Origin of the sequence: Thiolapillus sp. (assembly GCF_048562965.1) — a bacterium.
GTDB classification, from domain to species: Bacteria; Pseudomonadota; Gammaproteobacteria; order Chromatiales; family Chromatiaceae; genus Thiolapillus; species Thiolapillus brandeum_A.
Genome location: NZ_JBHNMF010000436.1, coordinates 1 through 2762, shown reverse-complemented (window position 1 = coordinate 2762; position 2762 = coordinate 1). Strand labels below are relative to the sequence as shown.

Sequence of the window (2762 nt, the reverse complement as noted above, 5' to 3'; positions counted from 1 at the left end):
GCTTCCAGGATGGAGGAAACAATTTGACTATTAACATCCTCCGGGTCTGCCTGACCCACGTCTATTACCGCGGACCCCAGTACGCTACGAAACCGGCCCCAGTCGGCCAGCTCATAATTATATTTAATTACAGGAGTGGGACACCCTGTGTCAGCAGAAAAGACCATGGTTGTGGTAATAGGCAGGTGGTCAGAAGAGAGTGGGTCTACCCCCACTTCCCACCCCATCCCGCCGGCAATATCAGAAGAAGCAAATGTTAAATCTATAGCCGACGGTCTCTGGTCCGAACGGTCCGGAATATGCGTCAGAGAACCGTCGTTAAGCATGATAAAGTTGCTATCGTTAAATTGCGAGGCTATGGCGGGGGAGGAGGACTCCCAGCCCCGATCCCAGATACTATCACGGACATTGAAGTCTCCCGTCACTAAATATCCGCTACCCCCACTCAACTCCCTCAACCAGTCGAAACCAGCACAGGGGGTGGGGGTATAACAGTTAACTAAAGTAACGTCAGAGTGACCTTTTACCCGGACCCGGACCGCACAGGTAAACCCGTTGGTAGGGCCCGGAGTGTCCGGAACACTAGAGAACTGCACATTAATTTTAATATATATACAGACCATTACCCTGTCGCCCGAAGAGGTCGGCCCACACACGGGCGGGTAATAATACCCTTCCAGTCTGGGCAGGCCCCCCGAGCGACAGTTCAGGGACTGTAGACTAAGCAAATCAAAATTATTTTGAGAAATGTACTGGACCAAATAATCCAAATTAGTCCTAATGGAACGGCAGTTCCACTGTAATACTCTAAGCCCCTTATACTTGACGGCAAAAAACAAGGGTTAAGAGATCAGTTAACTGGATAAAAGGCCGTCAACAAATGACGGGAGACAACTTGTCACTGGTCGGGGCGTCTCGCACCCCCGCCAACACCAACATCAAGTCTAGAGGGCGAGACATCGCAGGAGCCTGTCGACCCTGGCCAGTGATTCTGTTATATAGAACAGTCAGGTTGCGCAATAAAGGTGCGCAATCTCCTGTAAGCCTAGTCTGCAGCAGGCTCAACATGATCTTCCAGAGGAAGCCGTCGAAAGACAGAGCTTCCCCCACCTCCTGCTGCACGTCTACTTTGGACTCTTTAAACAACTGATCCAGTTCAGTTTTAAGTCCTTCATTTCGGATGTTATTCTGGAGTTTTTTCTCCAGATTTTTGTTCTTTTGCTGCTCCAGGAGCAGCTGATATTGAAGGGTCGTCTTCTCCACCACGGCCTTCCTCCCCTTCTTACTTCTTCTAAGTTTGGACTTCTTGGGGCGGTGCTGCTTAGGGACCTCGGCTTCAGTGCCAGAGGTCTCTCGACGACCCTTAGAAGTTTCGGTTGAAATGACAGGCTCTGCAGGCAGCGGACTGATAGGACCGTCCCCCCAGACACTGATAAATTCAGAAATCCGGGAGAACAGGTCAGCCGCCGTCTCAGACGTCCCACCCTCAACTATTTGGGTATTTGTCCGGGCATCAGCCCCTCCGCCGCTCCCTTTACTTTCTTTATTGTTATTGTTTTTTACGGAGTACTGGCCGGCCGGTCGCCGCTGACCACTCCTATCAGACCCACGGGCAGTGCCACCGGGCCCCCCACCGCCACCACCCCCTCGGCCGGAACGCCCCGCTACCACGCCAGCGTAAGACAGCGGGGGACCGGTACCAGCGGTGCGGGACGCGGCGACACCAACCCGGTCCCGCGACCAGCAGTCGTCCACCGATTTGGAAACCGGCGGGTCTGACCCCTGGTCGGGCGACTTCAGGTCGTCGCGAGCACGCTGCATAGCGACCGTGAAAGGAATATAAGTTTTGCTACGCAGAATATTCGCCCTCTGCCGAACCAGCATCTCCGGGCATCCTTTATAGGCCGCCGAGTGGCGACCGTTACAATTAATGCAAGACAATGTCTTGGAATCACAGTGCTCCTGAGTGTGAGATGTCTTCCCACACCTGGAGCACCGGGTTTGCTTGGAGCGACACTGTTGCTTGGTATGCCCCAGTGATTGGCATTTGGTACAACGCCGAACAGGCGCGGCATAAGCCTGCACACTGTAAGGCGTCGCTCCCAGCCAGACCTCACCGGGCAATTCTGTCGCTTCGAAACATATTTTAACAGCCAAAGATGGCTCATTATGTTTGTTTTTTAGCCTGGTGACCCCAGACACTTTGTGACCCCCCGCCTCGAGGTCTTGTTTGACGAGCCGGAGCTCGTCGCCCCCCATGGGGATCGGGCCGACAACGCCCTCCACCACCGGACGCGGCACGCGCGCACCGATGGGGACGCCCCCAGGAAGCACCTCCAGCCGGGCCAGCTTGCTTTGTTGGGCCTCCGAGGAGCACCCAATCAACCACTTCCCAGACGGGAGGGGCCGCACGGACCGCACCGCGCCTACGGCGTTGGCCAAGAGCTGGCTACGGTGCCAGGGCCCGAGCTTCTCGAAGCGCGCGGCCCCCCCGCCGAGGTCGTGAATGACGACAGGGTGCTCAACGAAGGCTGGCGCCCTCGTCCCCTGCTGGAATAGCCGCCTGCGGGAGCCCCCGTCAGTCGACTTAAGATCTTTTTTTGAAGTGAATTTAACCCCTCTAGAATCGCCCTCACCGGGCCCCCCCAGGGCCGGGACAGACGGGGCCTTACGACGGACCTTCTGACGGCCCGCCGACACCCCAGACTCCGGGGACTTGTTCAATTGACTCTTAGGGTCGGAGGTCCCATCGGAACTACACA

At 55.9% G+C, this 2762-nt stretch carries 2 protein-coding genes; both read right to left on the bottom strand.

Features of this window, described 5'->3' with window-relative positions; genetic code table 11:
• Positions 1-761 (bottom strand): hypothetical protein (locus ACOCD2_RS15985; protein WP_419625784.1); only part of this gene is annotated, 761 nt, incomplete at its 3' end.
• A gap of 112 nt (positions 762-873) precedes the next feature.
• Entirely contained in the window at positions 874-1263 is a 390-nt protein-coding gene (locus ACOCD2_RS15980) for a hypothetical protein (protein WP_419591699.1), read from the bottom strand.
• Positions 1264-2762 lie beyond the last annotated feature (1499 nt).